At 68.0% G+C, this 17,823-nt stretch carries 18 protein-coding genes; 12 read left to right on the top strand and 6 right to left on the bottom strand.

The features are described 5' to 3' along the window. Window position 1: 1 nt before the first annotated feature. Complete coding sequence (gene ppk2 / locus FGL25_RS11870; RefSeq protein ID WP_138141776.1) at window positions 2-745, bottom strand: polyphosphate kinase 2; 744 nt, start codon at window positions 743-745, stop codon at window positions 2-4. A gap of 95 nt (window positions 746-840) precedes the next feature. Between ppk2 and FGL25_RS11865 the strand changes: the two genes are divergently transcribed. The 3 genes from FGL25_RS11865 to FGL25_RS11855 all read left to right on the top strand — a co-directional run bounded on the left by FGL25_RS11865 (window position 841) and on the right by FGL25_RS11855 (window position 3,023). Then, window positions 841-1,938: a serine hydrolase domain-containing protein gene (locus FGL25_RS11865; RefSeq protein WP_138141775.1), complete on the top strand. Its 1,098-nt coding sequence runs from the start codon at window positions 841-843 to the stop codon at window positions 1,936-1,938. A gap of 368 nt (window positions 1,939-2,306) precedes the next feature. Next, window positions 2,307-2,510, top strand: a complete 204-nt coding sequence (locus FGL25_RS11860; RefSeq protein WP_003163611.1) for a cold-shock protein — start codon at window positions 2,307-2,309, stop codon at window positions 2,508-2,510. Window positions 2,511-2,639: 129 nt separating this feature from the next. Next, window positions 2,640-3,023 (top strand): VOC family protein, encoded by a 384-nt coding sequence (locus tag FGL25_RS11855; protein ID WP_003163610.1) that lies wholly within the window; start codon window positions 2,640-2,642, stop codon window positions 3,021-3,023. Here FGL25_RS11855 and FGL25_RS11850 read toward each other — a convergent pair. The 3 genes from FGL25_RS11850 to FGL25_RS11840 all read right to left on the bottom strand — a co-directional run bounded on the left by FGL25_RS11850 (window position 3,020) and on the right by FGL25_RS11840 (window position 5,901). Continuing rightward, window positions 3,020-4,120, bottom strand: a complete 1,101-nt coding sequence (locus FGL25_RS11850; protein WP_252970151.1) for an acyltransferase family protein — start codon at window positions 4,118-4,120, stop codon at window positions 3,020-3,022. The two genes, FGL25_RS11855 and FGL25_RS11850, sit on opposite strands and share 4 nt — an antisense overlap. A gap of 127 nt (window positions 4,121-4,247) precedes the next feature. Next, a complete protein-coding gene (folE, locus tag FGL25_RS11845) occupies window positions 4,248-4,838 on the bottom strand; it encodes a GTP cyclohydrolase I FolE (RefSeq protein WP_138141773.1) in 591 nt (196 codons plus the stop codon). A gap of 70 nt (window positions 4,839-4,908) precedes the next feature. Then, entirely contained in the window at window positions 4,909-5,901 is a 993-nt protein-coding gene (locus tag FGL25_RS11840; protein WP_138141772.1) for an OmpA family protein, read from the bottom strand. A gap of 192 nt (window positions 5,902-6,093) precedes the next feature. Here FGL25_RS11840 and fliQ point away from each other — a divergent pair, with 192 nt between their 5' ends. Genes fliQ through cckA form a run of 4 tightly spaced genes read left to right on the top strand, consistent with a single transcriptional unit; the run spans window position 6,094 to window position 10,363 of the window. Beyond that, window positions 6,094-6,357, top strand: a complete 264-nt coding sequence (fliQ, locus tag FGL25_RS11835) for a flagellar biosynthesis protein FliQ (protein ID WP_003163604.1) — start codon at window positions 6,094-6,096, stop codon at window positions 6,355-6,357. Between the two features lie 22 nt (window positions 6,358-6,379). Continuing rightward, window positions 6,380-7,150 carry a flagellar biosynthetic protein FliR gene (fliR, locus tag FGL25_RS11830; protein ID WP_003163603.1) on the top strand — a complete coding sequence of 257 codons (771 nt, stop codon included), beginning with the start codon at window positions 6,380-6,382 and terminating at the stop codon, window positions 7,148-7,150. Beyond that, window positions 7,143-8,219, top strand: a complete 1,077-nt coding sequence (gene flhB, locus FGL25_RS11825) for a flagellar biosynthesis protein FlhB (protein WP_003163602.1) — start codon at window positions 7,143-7,145, stop codon at window positions 8,217-8,219. The genes fliR and flhB overlap by 8 nt, the downstream gene beginning before the upstream one ends. Before the next feature lie 59 nt (window positions 8,220-8,278). After that, a complete protein-coding gene (cckA, locus tag FGL25_RS11820; RefSeq protein WP_290125520.1) occupies window positions 8,279-10,363 on the top strand; it encodes a cell cycle histidine kinase CckA in 2,085 nt (694 codons plus the stop codon). 15 nt (window positions 10,364-10,378) lie between these two features. On the opposite strand, the gene FGL25_RS11815 is transcribed toward cckA, so the two are convergent. Then, complete coding sequence (locus tag FGL25_RS11815) at window positions 10,379-10,567, bottom strand: hypothetical protein (RefSeq protein ID WP_138141771.1); 189 nt, start codon at window positions 10,565-10,567, stop codon at window positions 10,379-10,381. A gap of 194 nt (window positions 10,568-10,761) precedes the next feature. Between FGL25_RS11815 and FGL25_RS11810 the strand changes: the two genes are divergently transcribed. Continuing rightward, window positions 10,762-11,376 carry a superoxide dismutase gene (locus FGL25_RS11810; protein ID WP_003163596.1) on the top strand — a complete coding sequence of 205 codons (615 nt, stop codon included), beginning with the start codon at window positions 10,762-10,764 and terminating at the stop codon, window positions 11,374-11,376. Window positions 11,377-11,444: 68 nt separating this feature from the next. Continuing rightward, the gene (locus tag FGL25_RS11805) at window positions 11,445-12,389 is read left to right on the top strand and encodes an MBL fold metallo-hydrolase (RefSeq protein WP_252970150.1); all 945 of its coding nucleotides are present in this window, start codon (window positions 11,445-11,447) and stop codon (window positions 12,387-12,389) included. 7 nt (window positions 12,390-12,396) lie between these two features. On the opposite strand, the gene FGL25_RS11800 is transcribed toward FGL25_RS11805, so the two are convergent. Beyond that, window positions 12,397-13,866 (bottom strand): amidohydrolase family protein, encoded by a 1,470-nt coding sequence (locus FGL25_RS11800; RefSeq protein ID WP_138141769.1) that lies wholly within the window; start codon window positions 13,864-13,866, stop codon window positions 12,397-12,399. A 259-nt stretch (window positions 13,867-14,125) separates the two neighbouring features. On the opposite strand from FGL25_RS11800, the gene rpsD reads away from it, so the two are divergent. The 3 genes from rpsD (at window position 14,126) to FGL25_RS11785 (ending at window position 17,761) form a co-directional block, all read left to right on the top strand. Beyond that, a complete protein-coding gene (gene rpsD, locus FGL25_RS11795) occupies window positions 14,126-14,743 on the top strand; it encodes a 30S ribosomal protein S4 (protein ID WP_003163593.1) in 618 nt (205 codons plus the stop codon). Between the two features lie 163 nt (window positions 14,744-14,906). Next, window positions 14,907-15,290, top strand: coding sequence for a hypothetical protein (locus FGL25_RS11790; protein ID WP_252970149.1), 384 nt, complete (start codon window positions 14,907-14,909; stop codon window positions 15,288-15,290). Between the two features lie 116 nt (window positions 15,291-15,406). Next, the gene (locus FGL25_RS11785) at window positions 15,407-17,761 is read left to right on the top strand and encodes a bifunctional diguanylate cyclase/phosphodiesterase (protein WP_138141767.1); all 2,355 of its coding nucleotides are present in this window, start codon (window positions 15,407-15,409) and stop codon (window positions 17,759-17,761) included. Window positions 17,762-17,823: the final 62 nt, after the last annotated feature.

The raw sequence follows: 17,823 nt of genomic DNA, 5'->3' as shown, positions 1-17,823 counted from the left end.
CCTATTCCGCCAGCCGCCCTTTCGCCTCATCGGCGGAGAAGACCACCGACGGGTCCGGCTCGCTGCACTCAAGGCCGGGGCGGTTCAGGCGGCGCAGGACATGGCGCAGGATGTTCAGCCGCGCCGTCTTTTTCTGATCCGTCGCCACCACGGTCCAGGGCGCATAGTCCAGATGCGTGCGCTTCAGCATCTCGTCGCGGGCGGCGGAATAGGCGCTCCAGCGGGCCTGGGCCTCGGCGTCCAGGGACGAGACCTTGAACCGTTTCAGCGGGTGGTCGACGCGCTCCTCCAGGCGGCGGGCCTGTTCGTCGCGGCTGATGTCCAGCCACAGCTTGATCAGGATGACGCCCGACTGGGTCAGCATCCGCTCGAAATGCGGGGCGTCGTGCAGGAAGCGCTCATGCTGCTCGGGCGTGCAGAAGCCCATGACCGCCTCGACCCCGGCCCGATTGTACCAGGAGCGGTTGAAGATCACGATCTCGCCCGCCGCCGGCAGATGGGCGGCGTAGCGCTGGAAATACCATTGCGTCGTTTCGCGCTCGGTCGGCTTGGGCAGGGCGACGACGCGCGTCTGCCGCGGGGCCATGTATTCGGTCATCCGCTTGATCGCCCCGTCCTTGCCGGCGGCGTCGCGCCCCTCGAAGACGATGACGACCTTCAGCCCCTGTTCGATGGCCCAGGCCTGGGTCTCGACCATCTGGATCTGCAGGGCTTCCAGGATGTCGGCGTAGTCGTCCTTGGCCATGGGCGTGTCCTTGTGTCGCGATCGACCAACCTTGCGGCGAATTCACTGGCGTCGCCAGCCTTGCCGTTCAGGGTGCAACGCAAAAGGAGCCGAAAATGATCAATCGTCGTCATGTCCTGGCCGTCGGCGCCGCGGCCGCAGTCGCGCCATCGGCGGCGCGCGCCCAAGGCGAAGGAGCGTTCGACGCCGCCCTGACGACGGCCTTCGACGGGGTCAAGCCGATCGCCCTGGCGGGCGGGGTCGTGACGGCCCAAGGACTGACCTGGTCCGGTGTGCGCGGCGTGCGGCGCGCGGGAGGGGACGATCCGGCGACGACGGACGACTGTTGGCACCTGGGCTCCAACACCAAGGCGATGACGGCGGCGCTGTTCGCCCGCCTGGTCGAGCAGGGACGGGCGCGCCGGGCCATGCCGCTGGCTGAAGCCTTTCCCGACCTGACGATCGACGCGGGCTGGGACGGCGCGACGCTGGACGACTTCATGACCCACACGGCGGGGCTGAAGGACGAGGCGGTCATGGGCATGGCCTGGCTGATGACCGCCCGCGCCGACCCTCAATCCCTGCCCGCACAGCGCCGCGCCATCGTCGAGAAGGCGCTGGCCGCTCCGCCGTCCGGCGCGCGCGGGGCGTTCGCCTATGGCAACGCCAACTATGTGCTGGTCGGAGCGGCGATCGAGGCCGTCACCGGCGGCTCGTGGGAAGAGGCCATGCAGGCCGAGGTGTTCGGCCCTCTAGGCCTGGCCTCGGCGGGGTTCGGCGCGCCGGCTGGAAGCGACAACGCCTGGGGGCACCGCCGCATGGGCGAGACGGCCGTGTCGATGGACCCGGTCGATCCGGGTTCGGACAATCCTCTGGCGCTCGGCCCGGCGGGCACGGTTCACATGACGGCGGCCGACTACGCCCGCTTTCTACAGGTCTTCCTGACCGAAGGCGGCGGCTGGCTGAAACCGGAGACGGTGCGGCGTCTCGTCACGCCGGGCGAAGGGCGCAACTACGCCCATGGCTGGATCGTCCTGCCGCCCCAGCCGTGGGCCAAGGGGCTCGTAATCGCGCATGAGGGCTCGAACACCCTGTGGCACGCCATCGCCCTGGTCGATCCGGCGGGCGGCCGGGCCGTCTTCGGCCTGTCCAACGACGGCGGGCGCGGCGGCCCGGCCTGTCAGGCCATGGCTATGGAAATGCTGGGTATCTGAGCCCGCTATAGCCGCTTCTGCGCTTCAGGAGCGGCGTTTCTTCGGTGTTTGCACGGGGCGGAACGTCGTCTGTTCGGCCATGTGCAGTCGTCGGACCTCATCACTGCGCGTCGGTGCGTGGTCGGTTGGGCGCCAAGAAGCGCAAGCTGCGCGCGTCGCGGCGAAATTAACTGTAAAGCCTGTCGGCTCGGTTTCGCTTTACAGTTGACCGCTGTGGATAGTCGGGTGACAACATCGCCGCAGTCCGGATTTCACGTGGGGTCCAAACCCGCGTCTTGCTCCTTCGCCTGAACGAGCTTGTCCAGATGGGCTGACGGGCGATCCTGCTAGGACGTCCGCCTGGAAAAGCGCGTTTACGGAGACGCAATATGGCGACCGGCACGGTCAAGTGGTTCAACCCCACGAAGGGCTTCGGCTTCATTCAACCCGACACGGGCGGCGCGGACGTTTTCGTCCACATCACCGCCGTGCAAAAGGCGGGTCTGGTGGGTCTCGATGACAACGCCAAGGTCGAGTACGAGCTGGAAACCCAGCGCGGCAAGACTTCGGCCGTGGATCTCAAGCTCCTCTAAGGCCTTACGGACCTTCTGGTTCGTGAAAAGAAGAAGACGCGGAGGGCGACCTCCGCGTCTTTTTTTGTCGCGCCTCGCAGGGATCGACCCTGGGCGCCGATGGTTGTCTCTCGGAACGGGAGAAACACCATGCTCAAGGACAAGAACTCTTCGGCCATCGTTGCGGTTAAGGATCTGGAGCGCGCCAGGGCCTTCTATTCCGACGTGCTGGGTCTGAACCTGGCGGACACCGGCATGGACGGGGTGCTGGGCTATCGCACCGGGAACACCTGGCTGACGGTCTACCGCTCGGACTTCGCCGGGACGAACCAGGCCAACGCCGTGACCTGGGACGTGGGCGTCGAGGTGGACGACATCGTCGCCGATCTCAAGACCAAGGGCGTCGTCTTTGAACGCTATGACGGCATGGCGCATGACGGCGATGTCCATGTCGCCGGGCCGCTGCGTCTGGCCTGGTTCAAGGATCCGGACGGCAACATCCTGCACCTGGTCGGCGGCGCGGGCGGGGCCTAGCCCTCCAGAGAGACGACCGGCTGGCTGACGGCGGCGCCCTTGCCGCGCGCCTTCAGCCAGGCGCGGATGCGGTTCTGGATCGGCTGGTCGATCAGATAGTGCAGGCCGAAGGCGAAGACGAAGGCCGCCAGCACGCCCAGAGCCCACAGGCCCCAGCGCCAGGCCTCGCCCAGCGCCAGCTTGTCGGCGAAGGCCTCGGCCAGGCCGAACCAGGCGATGCGCACCACTTCGTTCGAGATGAACATGGAGAAGGAGACCATGGCCGCCGCCTCGACCAGCTTCGACGGCCGCTTGGTCGGCACGGCGCCCGCCGCCAGGATGATGACGGAGATGAAGACCAGCGACAGAAGGGCGTTCTTGTCGAAATACTGGGCCACAGCCAGGCCGACGGCGGCCAGCACCCCGGCCCAGCCGGCGATGCGGGCGTTGATCCACACGCCTTGCGCGAACCAGGCCAGTCCCATGCCCAGGATGAACAGGGGCAGGGCGCGCCAGATGCCCAGGTTCAGCGGCATCTGATAGACGGGATATTTCAGGATCGCCCAGCTCAGTTCATTGGCGGCCAGATAGCCGACGATGACCAGGATCAGCGCCGTCCACGGCCCGATCCGGCTGAGACCTCGCAGCACGAAGGGGAAGGCGACGTAGCAGCCCAGCAGGGCCGAGATCGACCAGGTCGGGGCGTTCCAGCCCAGGCCGCCGTGCACGCCGAACGACTGCAACAGGGCCGCCTGGGCGGGAAGCTGATCCCAGGCGAACCACTCGGGATGGCTGGGCGGCATGCCCGCGGCGGTCGCCGCCAGCACCAGCGCCACCAGCAGGCCCAGCACGATCAGATGCGCCGGATAGACCCTCAAGGCCCGCTTGATGAAGAAGTCGGTCTTGGACATTCGGCCCGAGCCGACCGCGCGGCCATAGACCCGCATCAGCACGTATCCGCTGTCGATCAGGAAGAAGTTGGTCAGCAGGAAGCCGCCGCGCTCGAACACGGGATGCAGCCCTTCGGCCAGGGGGACGGGCGCCGACATCTGGAAGTGATGCAGGATGATCAGGGCGGCCACGATGAAACGCAGCGCGTCCAGCCAGCCTCCGCGCATGATTGGCGGCGGTTCATTCCGGGACGAAAATACAGCCTGCAGCATCACGACCCCCTTGTTCGAATGCTGTTACGCAAGAACGGGGCCGTTGCCCTCCTTCTCACGGGGAGAAGGAGGGCAGGATCTCTTATCCTCGCACCAGACGCAGGAATTCCTCGCGTGTGCGCGGGTCTTCGCGAACGGCGCCCAGCAGGCAGCTGGTCGACAGGCTGGCGCCGGGGACGTCGACGCCGCGCATGGTCATGCAGCTGTGCTCGGCTTCGATGACCACGCCGACGCCGTGGGGGCGCAGCACGTCCTGGATGGCGTTGGCGATCTCGGACGTCATCTTCTCCTGAATCTGCAGGCGCCGGGCGTAGCCGCGCACCACGCGGGCCAGCTTGGAGATGCCGACGACCCGGTCGGTCGGCAGATAGGCGACGTGCGCCTTACCCACCACCGGCAGCATGTGATGCTCGCAGAAGCTGATGAAGCGGATGTCCTTCAGGACCACCAGCTCGTCATAGCCGCCGACCTCCTCGAAGGTCTTCTCCAGATAGTCGCGCGGTTCGACTTCATAGCCCTGGAACAGCTCGCGATAGGACTTGGCCACGCGCTTGGGCGTCTCGATCAGGCCTTCGCGTGCAGGATTGTCGCCGGCCCAGCGGATCAGGGTGCGGACGGCGGCTTCGGCTTCTTCCTGGGAAACGGCGGGGGAGGAGGGGGTCTGGTCGCTCATGACAGGCTGCATACCTCCCCTGCACAGGTTTTGGAAACGGCGCCGCTGTTTAAAACGGCTTCTGCCCCGATCAGGGCAGGCGGACCAGTTCGACGCGGCGATTGCGGGCGCGGCCTTCGTCGCTGGCGTTGTCGGCCACAGGCTTGTCGGCGCCGAAGCCCTTGGCCTCCAGCCGCTTGGCGTCGATCCCCTGCTGCGTCAGGGCGGCGACCACGGCGCGGGCGCGTTCTTCGGACAGCGGACGGTTGCGGGCGGGCGCGCCGGTGTTGTCGGTGTGGCCCTCGACGGACAGGCGCAGGCCAGCTTCGTCCTTCAGCATCTGGGCCATGGCGTCGATCTGAGGACGCGAGGCGTCCAGGATGTCGGCCTTGTCCAGCGCGAACTCGACCGGCACCGCGACGCGGCCGTCGGCGGCGATCTTGCGCGCCAGTTCGCTGGCGGGCAGCAGGCCGGCGGTCGGCGCCAGGGCCTTGGCCTCGACCACCGCCATCGAGCCTTGCGCGCTGCCGACATACAGGTGGACCCAGACCGTGCGGTCCGCCTGGCGGATCACCCAGGTCTGCGACGGGCCGTTATAGATGTCGCCGATGCCGTTCAGGGACGCCATCTGCACCGCCTCGGGCAGGGCGTGGGCGGCTTCATTAGGAATTTGGCCGTCAAAGATGCGAACGGCGCCCGCCTCTTTCAGCGCGTGCTCCATGTTCCGCAGCAGCTCCAGCCGCGAGAAGCTCTTGCCGGTGTCATTGGTGATCTGGGTCTGATGAACGCGGCCTTCGATCATTTCGAACCGGGCGCCGGTCCAGAAGGGGAAGTTGGCGAAGTCGTGCGCCTCGCTGTTCTGCGGCTTGTAGCCGTCGGGCAGGCGCAGATAGGGGAAGTCGCCCAGGCTGGCGCTCGACAGGGCCACGCTGTTCACGTCGAAGGGACCGGCGGCGGCCGGGGCGCCCTCGGCCGGAGCCGTCGCCGCTTCAGTCTGTTCCGGCGCCTTGTTGTCGCACGCGGCGACCAGCAAGGCCGAGGTCGCGATCGTCAGGACGGAGGCGAGACGCAGGAACGGTTTCATGAGGCATCCTTCAGGCGTTGATCGGGGGGAGGGTGAAACCGTTCGTCTAGTCGCCGCCGTTGTCAATCGCATGAAGGGGCATCGACCGGAACATCGGTCTCATTTCATCGTCCTAACGTCGCGTTAACCATCCTGTCGGCATTTTCTGCCCACTGTCCCGTGCTTGTGTTCGGGGCGCTTCGGGGATCGGCGATGAGCGGCGCGGAAGTTCTGGATGTGGGTCGCGACGCCCTGTGGCTGACGATCCAGCTGTGCCTGCCGGCCCTGATCGTGGCCCTGGTGGTCGGCGTGGCCATCGGCCTGTTCCAGGCCCTGACCCAGATCCAGGAGCAGACCCTGGTCTATGCGCCCAAGATCATCGCCATCTTCGTGTCCCTGCTGCTGTTCCTGCCGCTGATGGGCGCGCTGCTGGGCGGTTTCATGCGCGAGATCGCCGCCCGCATCGCGGGCATGTAGGGCGAGGCTGTAGGGCAGGGACATGGAGCCTTACGCCACGGCGGAACAGGTCTGGGCCGGGGGGCTGATCTTCGCGCGCGTCGGCGCGATCCTGATGCTGTTGCCGGGCTTCGGCGAATCCTATGTGCCGCCGCGGGTGCGCCTGTCGCTGGCGCTGGTGCTGTCGCTGGCGCTGTGGCCCATCGTGGGCGCCAGCCTGCCGGCCCTGCCCGCGACCCTGGGCGCCACCGTCGGCTGGGTGATGCGCGAGGTGCTGACCGGCCTGGCCATCGGCGCCATCCTGCGCAGCTTCATGACCGCCTTGACCACGGCGGGCGAGATTGTCTCCCTGCAGACGACGCTGGGCTTCTCCCAGACCGCCAACCCCCTGCAGGCCCAGCCGGGGACGACCCTGTCGGCCTTCCTGATGCTGCTGGGCGTGACCCTGGTGTTCGCCACCAACACCCATCACCTGTTCATCGGCGGCATGGTCGGCTCGTATGAGGCCATCGCCCCTGCCAAGCCGCTGATCGTGTCGGACTTCACCCAGATGGCGGTGAAGACCCTGAGCCAGAGCTTCATGCTCGGGGTGCAACTGGCGGCGCCGGTTCTGGTCTTCGCCCTGATCTTCAACCTGGCCTCGGGCCTAGTGGCGCGGGTCATGCCCAGCTTCCAGGTCTATTTCGCCGCCGCGCCCCTGAGCGTCATCCTGGGCCTGTCGGTGTTCACGCTCAGCCTGGGCGTGGTGGGGACCGTCTTCATCGACCGCTACCGTTCGGTGGCGGCCTTCTTCACGGGAGGCGCCGTTGGCTGACGGCCCCGATCCCGAGTCGAAAACAGAAGACGCCACCCCGCGAAAACTCGAAGAGGCGCGGAAAAAGGGCGATGTCGCCAAGTCGCCGGACGTGGCGGCGGCCCTGTCTCTGGCCGGGGCGGCCGGCGTGCTGCTGGCGGGCGGCGGCTGGTTCTCGACTCGGATCGCCGAGGCGCTGACGCCCTTCCTGGCCCAGCCGCACGCCATGATCGGCGGGCTGGAGGCGGGCGGAGGCGTCGAGATCGGCATGCACGCCGTCTGGGCGGCGGCGCCGTTCCTGGCGGCCCTGATGTTTGCGGTCATCCTGGGCGGGGTCGGCGGCAATCTGGCTCAGTCGGGCCTCATCTTCACCGCCGACAAGGTCAAGCCGAAGTGGTCCAAGGTGAACCCGCTGGAGGGCTTCAAGCGCATCTTCGGCCCGGACGGCCTGGTGCAGTTCCTCAAGACCTTCATCAAGCTGGTCGCCATCGGCGCCGTCTGCTGGTGGGTGCTGAAGCCTCACGCGCGCGAGCTCGAGAACCTGGCCGCCATGAGCCCGGCGATGATCCTGCCGTTCGCGCGCGATCTGGCGCTGGCGCTGATGCTGTCGGCCCTGGTCTTCCTGTCGCTGACGGCGGGGGCTGACTATCTGTGGCAGCGGATGCGCTTCGCCAAGCGGATGCGGATGACCAAGGAAGAGCTGAAGGAAGACTTCAAACAGTCCGACGGCGACCCGCACGTCAAAGCCAAGCTGCGTCAGATCCGCATGCAGCGCGGCCGCCAGCGGATGATGCAGGCTGTACCCGACGCCACCGTCATCATCACCAACCCGACCCACTATTCGGTCGCCCTGCGTTATGAGCCGGACAAGGGCGACGGCGCGCCGGTCTGCGTCGCCAAGGGCGTGGACGCCCTGGCCTTGCGCATCCGCGAGGTGGCCAGGGAGCACAAGGTGCCCATCGTCGAGAACGTGCCCCTGGCCCGCGCCCTCTATGCGGCGGTCGAGGTGGACGGCGTCATCCCGCGCGAACATTTCGAGGCGGCCGCCAAGGTCATCGGCTTCGTCATGCAGCAAAGGAAGCGGCGATGAAGGCGACGGCGGAGGAACGGCGTATGCTGACGAACCCTGATTCGCGCGGGCGAGACGCCATGACCATTTCCCGACCGCAAGACCGCCAGAAGACCAGCATCGCCGGCCGCCCGCGCTTCGATCCGTGGCTGGCCGCGATGGCGGTCGGCTTCGCCCTGGCCATCGCGGCCATCGCCTATCCGGCGTTCCGGGCCAGCGCCTTCACCGCGCCGGGGCTGATCCTGATCTTCGCAGCGGGGGCGACGGCGCTGATCTGGCTGTCGGCGTTCGGCCGGTCCGAGCGGCGGCCCGCCTCGGGCGATGCGGCGGTCGAGATGCTGGACGCCATGGCCGAACCCGCCGCCCTGGTGCAGCCGTCGGGGCAGGTGCTGGCCTATAACGCCGCCTGGGCCGAGGAGAACGGGACCGTCACCACCCTGCCCAGAGCCGGCAAGGGGGGCGGTAAGTCCGCTCAGGCCCTCTACATGGCCTTCGCCCAGGCGCGCGAGGGGCATCAGGGCCGCGCCATCGTCCAGATCGGCGCGCGCGAGATCGAGGTGCTGATCGGCCAGGCGGGGCAGGGGCGCTTCCTCGTCCGCGCCGCGCCGGAGGCCGTCCTGCCGCTGGCGCCGTCCGCGCCCGCCGCGCCCCAGCCCGCCGCCCCGACCGGCGAGGCGCGGGCCATGGCCGCCGGCGCGCCGTTCGGCTCAGCCGTCATCGGCGGCGAAGACCTGTTCGCGGGCCGGGTCGAGGAGCCGAACGCGGCCCTGGCCCTGCTGACCGGCCCGGCGGCCTCGGGCGACGCCGCCTTCGGCCATCTGTTCGACCCGGCGGGCGTGGCCGAGGCCAGAACCAAGCTGGAGGCCGGGTCGTCCGGCCCGATCGAGCTGATCGCCCGCGCCCACCCGGATCGCCAGCTGCACCTCTATGTCGCGCCCGAAGGCGATCGGCGCCGCGTCTGGCTGTTCGACGTGGCGGCGCAGAAGTCGATGGAGCTGCAGCTGTCGCAGGCCCAGAAGATGCAGGCCGTGGGCCAGCTGGCGGGCGGGGTCGCGCACGACTTCAACAACCTGCTGACGGCGATCCAACTGCAACTGTCGGGCCTGCTGGAGCGCCACCCGGTCGGCGATCCCTCTTATGAGGGGCTGAACGAGATCCGCCAGACGGCCATCCGCGCCGCTGATCTGGTGCGCAAGCTGCTGGCCTTCTCGCGCAAGTCGACGGTGCGACGCGAGCGGCTGGACCTGGGCGAACTGGTCGGCGAGTTCGCCGTCCTGCTGCGCCGCCTGCTGCGCGAGGACGTGCGGCTGGAGACCGACTACGGCCGCGACCTGCCGCTGGTGCTGGCCGACAAGAGCCAGTTGGAGACGGCGGTGATGAACCTGGCCGTCAACGCCCGCGACGCCATGCGCGGCGTGGTCGAACCCGGCGCCGGCGTGGTCACGATCAAGACCCGCCGTCTGACCGGCGCTCAGGCCCGCGACATGGGCTGGCGCGAGGCGACGGACGAGGTCGCCCTGATCGAGGTGTCGGACACCGGCCCAGGCGTGCCGACGGCCCTGCTGGATAAGATCTTCGAGCCCTTCTTCACCACCAAGGCGGTGAATGAGGGGACGGGCATGGGTCTGGCCACCGTCTACGGCATCGCCCAGCAGGCGGGCGGCCACATCACCGTCGCCAATCTGGACGGCGCCGGCGCCGCCTTCCGCATCTTCCTGCCCGCCGCCACGGCTGAGGAACTGGTCGAGGCGCCCGCGGTCGAGAAGGTCGTCAAGGCGCCGCGCGACCTGTCAGGCGCGGGCCGCATTCTGTTCGTGGAGGACGAGGCCGCCGTGCGCGGCATCGCCGCTCGCCTGCTGCGCCAGCGCGGCTATGAGGTGATCGAGGCCGCCGATGGCGAGGAGGCCCTGATCCTGGCCGAGGAATGGGCGGGCCAGATCGACATGCTGATTTCGGACGTCATCATGCCGGGGCTGGACGGGCCTTCGCTGCTCAGGAAGGCGCGGCCCTTCCTGGGCGACGCCCCTGTCATGTTCATCTCGGGCTATGCCGAGAGCGACTTCTCGGATCTGTTGCAGGACGAGGTCGGGGTGTCCTTCCTGCCCAAGCCGTTGGACATCAAGACCCTGGCCGAACGGGTGAAGCAGGAACTGCACGCGGGCTGACGACGGGCGAGGGCGTCAGGCCCTCATGTCCAGCCGTTCCTCCGGCGACCAACGGCGTTCCCGCGCGGCCTCATGCAGGGTGTCGGCGAGGTCCAGCAGGTGATGGCGGCGAAGGCGCGGAATCACTTCCAGCAGTTGCAAGCGCAGGCTTTCGGCTTCGACGTCCGACAGCAGGGCGTTTCGCGAAGAGGCGCGATCAGGCATGACGCATCCCCCTGAGTAAGCGACCTGAAAAGAGGGTCTGGGGCGTTCGGGAAACGGCTGTTTCGCTCTTTCGGTTCCGAAAAGCGGTTTCGCCTCAAGAATTGTGAACAAAGGCGACGTTCAAGGCTTGGGTCTGGCGCGCGCGGCCCTAGATAGGGTCCAGAGGAATCAAACGCCGTAAAGAGGAGTCTCCCATGGCCTTCACCCTGCCCCCGCTGCCCTACGCCTATGACGCGCTGGAGCCGGCCATCGACAAGGAGACGATGACCTTCCACCACGACAAGCACCATCAGACCTATGTCGACAACCTGAACAAGTTCGTCGACGCCACGCCGGAGGCGCAGGGCAAGTCGCTGGAAGACATCTTCGCGATCATGTCCAAGCTGCCGAAGCCGATCCGCAACAACGGCGGCGGCGTGTGGAACCACAGCCTGTTCTGGGAGCTGCTGGCCCCAGTCGGCGCGGGCGGCGAGCCCTCGGCCGAACTGGCCGCCAAGATTGACGCCGAACTGGGCGGCATGGACAAGTTCAAGGCTGACTTCGACGCCGCCGGCGCCGGTCAGTTCGGTTCGGGCTGGGCCTGGCTGATCCTTCAGGACGGCAAGTTGAAGGTCACCTCGACCCCGAACCAGGACAACCCGCTGATGGACGACGCGGCCGAGAAGGGCGCCGTCCTGCTGGCCGCCGACGTGTGGGAGCACGCCTACTACCTCAAGTACCAGAACCGCCGGGTCGACTACCTGAAGGCCTTCTGGTCGGTGGTGAACTGGAACAAGGTCAACGAACTGTACGAAGCCGCCAAGGGCTGATGCAGACCAGACGCCCCGCCGATCCCGGCGGGGCGTTTTTCTTTCGGGGGGCGAGGATGACTCCATATTTGAAACTGGCCGCTTCGGGGCTTGTGCTGGGTCTTCTGATCGGCGCCGGCGCCTGCCAGCAGCAGCCCAAGTCCGACGAACAGGGGCAAGGACAGGCGGTCGTCGCCGCGGCCTCGCCCGACGTGCGTCCCTTTACGGTGGGCGAGCTGAAGCTGGCGGCTCTGCGGGACGGCGAGATCGTCGTGCCGGTGGCGCAAACCCCATGGGTCGAAGCCGGGGCCAAGGCTGAAGAGATCACCGCCCTTCTGACGGCGGGCGGCGCGCCGACGGACGCGGTCCATCTGCCGGTGCAGCCGTTGCTGGTGCGCGACGGCGATCGCGTGGTGCTGATCGACGCCGGGGCGGGCGGTCAGATGGGGACGGCCAATTTGCTGGTCGGTTCGCTGCGGGCTGCGGGCGTCGAACCGGCGCAGGTGACGGATATTCTGATCTCCCACGCCCACGGCGACCATGTCGGCGGCCTGGTCGACGCCGAGGGCACCCTGGTCTTTCCTAATGCGGTGATCCGCATGAGCGCGCCGGAATGGGGCGCGGCCCAGGCCAGCGCCGAAGCGCACGGCGCCGGGCCTCTGGTGGCGGCCATTAAGTCGAAGGTCGAAACCTTCCAGCCGGGCGCGCAGGTCACGCCCTCGATCCGCGCCGTGCCGTTGAAGGGGCACACGCCGGGCCACTCCGGCTATGAAATCGCCTCCGGCTCCGAGCGTCTGCTCTATCTCGGCGACGCCCTGCACAGCTCCATCATTTCGGTTCCTCGTCCCGACCTGGCCCTGGTCTGGGACAGCGACCGCGCTGCGGGGGCCGCGACACGGCGTGAGATCCTTGAGCGCGGCGCGACCGAACGGCTGCGTCTGTACGGCGTTCACTTCCCCTTCCCGGGCCTGGGTCGGATCGAGCGCCGGGGCGAGGGCTACGTCTGGGTCGCGGAGGCGGGGCCCGCCGTCTGATCGGCGCTCAGTCGCCTTCTTCCGCCAGAAGCGCCGCCAGCCGCGCCTCGCCGTCCGTGATCGCCTGACGCTTCAGGGCGTCCGGCGCATAGGCGCGGCCGTCCAGAACGATGTGGCGCAGGCGGCGCGTGTCGCGAATATCGCGCGATGGGTCGCCCTCGACGATCAGCAGGTCGGCGCGGCGGCCCACGGCGATGCGGCCGATGTCGTCGCGCTTCAGGATGTCGGCCGCCGTTCCCGTCGCGGCCGACAGCGCCTGCAGGGGGCTGAGGCCCGCGCGGGTCATCAGCTCCATCTCCAGGTGCAGGCCTCCGCCGGGCAGGTTGTAGGCGCCGGCGGGCGTGTCCGAACCGGCGCCGATGCGGCCGCCCAGTTGGGCCAGACGCAGGGCCACGGCCGCGCCGACGCGGGCGTCCTGCCTCGCCTTGCTGTTGCTCTCGGCATCGGCGTGGAAATGCTGATGCACGCCGCGCCATTGCTGATCCAGACCGTCGCGGACCGTCCCTGCCGCATCGCCCAGCGGCAGATCGGTCAGCACCGGATCGGGCGACTGCGTCTCGGCGGTGAAATGGAAGACGGACAGGGTGGGGATCAGCGCCGTATCCGCCGCCAGCAGGGCGCGCGCCATCTGATCGATCAGCGCCGGATCCAGGCTTTCCGCCTCCAGATCGCCGCCCAGCCGGCGATAGGCCAGGGCCGCGCCGCTGGCGTGTTCAAGACTGTCCAGCCCCAGGGCGGCGGCCTGGAGCAGGTCGACTTCGGCGCCGCTGAGGCCGCGGGTCGAGGCCATGCCCAGGTCGGCCATCGTCGGCAGCCCCAGGTCTTTCGCGCGTCGGGCGGCGGCGGCGAAGGCGTCGGGCGGCGTTTGCTCGTACAGCTTGACCCAGTCGGCGCCTTCTGCGGCCAGGGCGTCGACGGCGGCGACGGCCTGCGCGGGCGTCGCGGCGATGAGCAGTTCTATCCCTTCCAGCGAGGGGCCGTCGGCGGCGCGCGCGGGCGAGGGCGCGTCCGGCGTCGCCTCGGGATAGAAGCGTTTGATGATGCTGTTCTCGCCGTCCAGCATCGGCCCGGCCCAGACCAGCCGCGCGTGCGGCGCGGGCAGGTCGTTCAGGGCGCGGGCCATCTCCGTTGTGGTGTTGGCCGACCGCACCGTGGTCACGCCCGAAGCCAGGAACCAGCCGTAGTAGTGCGGACGCGGGTGGACGTGCAGGTCGATCAGGCCGGGGATGATGCTGCCGTCGCCGGCGTCGATGACGGCTGCGCCGGGCGGCGTCGGGCAGTCGGCCGCGCGGCCGACGCAGGTGATGACGCCGTCCACGGCCACCACCCGCCCTCCGATAATCGGCGCCGCGCCCGAGCCGTCGATGACCCGCCCGGAGACCACCAGGGCGGCGGGCCGGTTCGCGTCGTGCGCCTGCGCCGCCGTCGCCGCCAGAACGGCCAGGGTCGCCGCCGTGAGCCAGGGTTTGCGTGTCATGCCGAGGGCCTCCCGAGTCGTTTCTTCTTATCGGCGGCAACTGCACGAACAGCGGCTTCAGGCTCAAGTTTCCTTTCTGTCATCTAGGAGGAGAGGCCGCCGACATTGACTCCAGGGGCCGTCGCCTTCATAAGCCCGGCCTTCTCGCACCGGGTTTCGCCCGAGGCGCGATGTCCATTACGGACGATGCGTGGACCGCCGTTGAGATCGCCGCTCCAATCGGGGAGCAGCCGGGCCGCATCATGATGAAGAGTGACACATGTCCAAGCGCCATAGCGCCAAGTACAAACTCGACCGGGCCATGGGTGAAAACCTGTGGGGTCGCGCCAAGTCTCCCGTCAACAAGCGTTCCTACGGCCCCGGCCAGCACGGCCAGCGCCGCAAGTCCAAGGTCTCGGACTTTGGTCTGCAGCTGAAGGCCAAGCAGAAGCTGAAGGGCTACTACGGCAACATCACCGAGAAGCAATTCGCGGCGACCTACGCTGAAGCCGCCCGTCGCAAGGGCAACACCTCGGAAAACCTGATCGGTCTGCTGGAATCGCGTCTGGACGCCATCGTCTACCGCGCCAAGTTCGTGCCGACCGTCTGGGCCGCCCGTCAGTTCGTCTCGCACGGCCACGTCACCGTCAACGGCAAGAAGGTCGACATCGGTTCGTACCGCGTGAAGGTTGGCGACGTCGTCGAGGTCAAGGAAAAGTCGCGCAACATGGCGCTGGTGCTCGAAGCCCAGCAGTCGAGCGAGCGTGATCTGCCTGACTATCTGGAACTGGGCGATCGTGGTTTCTCGGTCCGTTACGGCCGCGTGCCGGAACTGTCCGATGTGCCCTATCCGGTGAAGATGGAGCCGAACCTGGTCGTCGAATACTACTCCTCGTAAGTTCGACGATCCCGCCCGATCCGTCGGGTCGTGGTTCAAGACAAGAAAAGAGGCTCCGGCTCGCCGGGGCCTCTTTTTTAATCAGACGCAGCGGCGGTTCCCTTTTGGGCCAAACCAAGGCATGTTGCCCCTCGCTGTCAGGATCGAGCCGCAGGAGGCCGAGATGAGATATCGGATCGCTTTCTGCGTTGCCGTCGCGGCCCTGGCCGGGTGCGCCTCGAAGCCGGGCACCCTGGTGCGGACCGAGGGCATGCCGGGGCAGTTGGAGCCGATCCACGCCGCCGCCTTCACCCGCGATCTGGCCGTGTTCCGCGTCAGCTCGAACGGCTGCACCGACAAGAGCGACGTCAAGCCCTTCATCACCCAGCTCAAGGATTCGGCGGTCATCACCCTGCGTCGTCTGGACGAGGATCGCTGCAGCCGTCCGGTCCGGGGCGGGGTGCAGATGGAATGGACCTTCCAGGAACTGGGCCTGCCGCCCGGCGCCAACGTTCTGGTCAACAATCCTTACATGATGGACGGCGAGGCCGCGGCCGTCAGCCAGTAGAGGCTGAAGCGGCTTAAGGGCCGCTTTTTTCAATTTTCGTTATTCATATCGAGACAGCCAGGGTTAACGCCTTGGCTTTTAGGACATCAGACTCCCTATTCCCTACGGCGTCTTCCATGCGTGTCCTGACCTGTCTGACTGACGAGCACCATCTGGGGCTCGTCGCCCTGGCTGCCTTGATCTGCCTGCTGGGCAGCTTCATCACAACAGGACTGTTGCGGCGCGTTCGCGAAAACGGGGGATTGTCGCGTGTGTCGTGGCTGTTCCTGGGCGCCGTCGCGGGCGGGGCGACCATCTGGTGCACCCATTTCGTGGCCATGATCGCCTATCGACCGGGCGTCGAGACGGCCTATGAGCCGATGCTGACGGGCGTCTCCCTGGCGGTGGCGATCCTGGGCGTCGGCCTGGCCCTGGCGACGGCCTCCATGCGCCGCCGTTTCGCCGTCGAGGCGGGCGGCGCCCTGTTCGGCATGGCTGTGGCCGGGATGCACTTCGTCGGCATGGCCGCCCTGTCGGTCGAGGGCGTGGTGCATTGGTCGGCCGTCTATCTGGCGGTCTCCATTATCGGTTCGGTGGCGTTCGGCGCCCTGGCCTTCCGCCTGGCCTCGACCGAAGAACGCTTCGCGCGGCTGAAGGGCGGGGCGGCCATGGTGCTGGGCATCGTCTGCCTGCACTTCACGGCCATGGCGGCGATGACCGTCATTCCGCTGGGACCGCTGGACGGCATGCTGACGGGCGAGGACGCGCGCCATGTGCTGGCGCTGGGCGTCGCCGGCGTCGGTCTGCTGGTGCTGGGCGCCGGCGCCGCCAGCCACGCCCTGGATCGGGAAGCCCTGGCGCTGAACCGCGAGCGGCTGCAGTACCTGCTCGAGACCGGCGTCGACGGCATGGCGATCGAGCGCGACGGCGTCATCGTGGCCGTCAACGAAGTCCTGGCCGAGTTGGCCGGAACCGACCGTGACAGCCTGATCGGCGCCGATCTGGGGGATTGGGTGCAGGACGCCCACCGTCTCGACGACGGCGCTGTGACCCAGACCATTCTGATGGCCGGCGGTCAGGAGATTCCCGTCGAACTGTCGGCCCGTCGCGACCTGACGGCGCGCGGCCGCACCATGATCTACGCCGTGCGCGACCTGCGCGCCCGCATGGCCCAGGAACGTCGCATCGCCCACCTGGCCCGCAACGACAGCCTGACCGGCCTGCCCAACCGAGCCTCCTTCCTGGAGCGGCTGACGCGCCAGAAGCAGACGGCGGCCGAGGGCGAGAGCCTGGCTCTGTTCGCCCTGGACCTGGATCGGTTCAAGGAGGTCAACGACCTGTACGGGCACGCGGTCGGCGACCAGCTTTTGTGCATCATCGCCGAACGCATGAAGGGCGCCCTGCGCGAGGGGGAGTTCATCGCGCGCCAGGGCGGCGACGAGTTCCTGGCCCTGGCCTCGGTCGCGACCCGCGACGAAGCCCGCGCGGTGGCCGAGCGCCTGCGCCAGGCCGTGATCCAGACCGTGACGCTCGACCATGCCGACGTGTCGTGCGGCGCCAGCATCGGCGTCTCGCTGTGGCCGGAAGACGCCCAGGACGTGTCCACCCTGATCAACAACGCCGACCTGGCCATGTACCGGGCCAAGGCGTCGCTGACCCAGGACGTCTGCTTCTATGAGGCGGACATGGACCAGGCGGTCCGCGCCCGTCGCCGCGTGACCCAGGCCCTGCGCGAGGCGCTCGAGAACGAGCGGTTCGAACTGCACTATCAGGTCCAGGCCTCGGTCGAGACCGGCAAGGCCACCGGCTATGAAGTCCTGCTGCGCTGGAAGAACGATGAAGGCCGCTACATCTCGCCGGCCGACTTCATCCCCGTGGCCGAGGAGAACGGCCTGATCCTGCCGATCGGCGAGTGGGTGCTGCGTCAGGCCTGCCGCCAGGCCGCCGCCTGGGAGGAGCCGCATCGCATCGCGGTCAACCTGTCGCCGGTGCAGTTGAGCCACGTCGATCTGCCTCGTCTGGTGCATCAGATCCTGCTGGAGACCGGCCTTGCGCCGTCGCGCCTGGAGCTGGAGATCACCGAGACGGCCATGATCACCGACATGGCGCGCACCACCCATGTGCTGCGTCAGCTGAAGGCGCTGGGCGTGACCATCGCCATGGACGACTTCGGCACGGGCTATTCCTCGCTGTCGACGCTGAAGGCCTTCCCCTTCGACAAGATCAAGCTGGACCGCTCCTTCATGACCGAACTGGACGGCGAGGCGCCGCAGTCGCGGGCCATCATCCGCGCCGTTCTGACCATCGGCGAAAGCCTGTCGATCCCGGTCCTGGCCGAAGGCGTCGAGACCGCCGAGCAGTTGGCCTTCCTGCGCGCCCAGGGTTGCAATGAGGTGCAGGGCTACCTGCTCGGCCGCCCCCAACCCGAAGCCGACGCCCTGCACCACGGCGCGGCCTGGATCGACCTGGAGGAGACGGCGACAGCCGCGTGACGGGCGGCGATCCTTGCCGATTATTCACATGACCCTGCGACCCGGCGCTGGCAGGGTGCGGC

Origin of the sequence: Brevundimonas vancanneytii (assembly GCF_901421975.1) — a bacterium.
Lineage (GTDB): Bacteria > Pseudomonadota > Alphaproteobacteria > Caulobacterales > Caulobacteraceae > Brevundimonas > Brevundimonas diminuta.
Note: the sequence above shows the minus strand (reverse complement) of the source record. Positions and strands in the feature narration are given on the sequence as shown.

Coding starts and splice junctions, on each gene's coding strand:
- folE (WP_138141773.1), bottom strand. CDS start 4,838: ATGAGCGACCAGACCCCCTCCTCCCCCGCCGTTTCCCAGGAAGAAGCC.
- FGL25_RS11865 (WP_138141775.1), top strand. CDS start 841: ATGATCAATCGTCGTCATGTCCTGGCCGTCGGCGCCGCGGCCGCAGTC.
- cckA (WP_290125520.1), top strand. CDS start 8,279: ATGACCATTTCCCGACCGCAAGACCGCCAGAAGACCAGCATCGCCGGC.
- FGL25_RS11785 (WP_138141767.1), top strand. CDS start 15,407: ATGCGTGTCCTGACCTGTCTGACTGACGAGCACCATCTGGGGCTCGTC.
- FGL25_RS11850 (WP_252970151.1), bottom strand. CDS start 4,120: ATGCGCGGAGGCTGGCTGGACGCGCTGCGTTTCATCGTGGCCGCCCTG.
- FGL25_RS11860 (WP_003163611.1), top strand. CDS start 2,307: ATGGCGACCGGCACGGTCAAGTGGTTCAACCCCACGAAGGGCTTCGGC.
- ppk2 (WP_138141776.1), bottom strand. CDS start 745: ATGGCCAAGGACGACTACGCCGACATCCTGGAAGCCCTGCAGATCCAG.
- FGL25_RS11790 (WP_252970149.1), top strand. CDS start 14,907: ATGAGATATCGGATCGCTTTCTGCGTTGCCGTCGCGGCCCTGGCCGGG.
- fliQ (WP_003163604.1), top strand. CDS start 6,094: ATGAGCGGCGCGGAAGTTCTGGATGTGGGTCGCGACGCCCTGTGGCTG.
- fliR (WP_003163603.1), top strand. CDS start 6,380: ATGGAGCCTTACGCCACGGCGGAACAGGTCTGGGCCGGGGGGCTGATC.
- rpsD (WP_003163593.1), top strand. CDS start 14,126: ATGTCCAAGCGCCATAGCGCCAAGTACAAACTCGACCGGGCCATGGGT.
- FGL25_RS11810 (WP_003163596.1), top strand. CDS start 10,762: ATGGCCTTCACCCTGCCCCCGCTGCCCTACGCCTATGACGCGCTGGAG.
- FGL25_RS11855 (WP_003163610.1), top strand. CDS start 2,640: ATGCTCAAGGACAAGAACTCTTCGGCCATCGTTGCGGTTAAGGATCTG.
- FGL25_RS11815 (WP_138141771.1), bottom strand. CDS start 10,567: ATGCCTGATCGCGCCTCTTCGCGAAACGCCCTGCTGTCGGACGTCGAA.
- FGL25_RS11840 (WP_138141772.1), bottom strand. CDS start 5,901: ATGAAACCGTTCCTGCGTCTCGCCTCCGTCCTGACGATCGCGACCTCG.
- FGL25_RS11800 (WP_138141769.1), bottom strand. CDS start 13,866: ATGACACGCAAACCCTGGCTCACGGCGGCGACCCTGGCCGTTCTGGCG.